This window comes from Halomonas sp. ND22Bw (assembly GCF_003011945.1).
Lineage (GTDB): Bacteria > Pseudomonadota > Gammaproteobacteria > Pseudomonadales > Halomonadaceae > Halomonas > Halomonas halophila.
On record NZ_PXWD01001842.1, the window covers coordinates 1 to 234 of the forward strand.

The following is a 234-nucleotide window of genomic DNA, read 5'->3' on the forward strand; positions in this document are numbered from 1 at the left end:
GCGCCGTGGCGACGACCTGTTGGATGGGGAGAACGTTGGTACCCAGGTAGAGGCGGATGTTGATGATGATGTCGATGGCGATCAGGACCACCATGAAGGCGCCGAACTGCCGGAAGATGTCGCCGACCTCGAGCAGCAGGAAGGGTGGTGAGGCGAGCTCCTGGTAAAGCACGTAGACGACATCGAAGATGCCCCACTGGTTCACGAACACCATCAGCACGGCCAGTGCCTTCA

General features: G+C 59.8%; 1 protein-coding gene. It reads right to left on the bottom strand.

Annotated elements, in window-relative coordinates:
• On the bottom strand, positions 1-234 hold a 234-nt coding region (locus CVH10_RS24655), incomplete at both ends, for a phosphate-starvation-inducible PsiE family protein (RefSeq protein ID WP_181244774.1).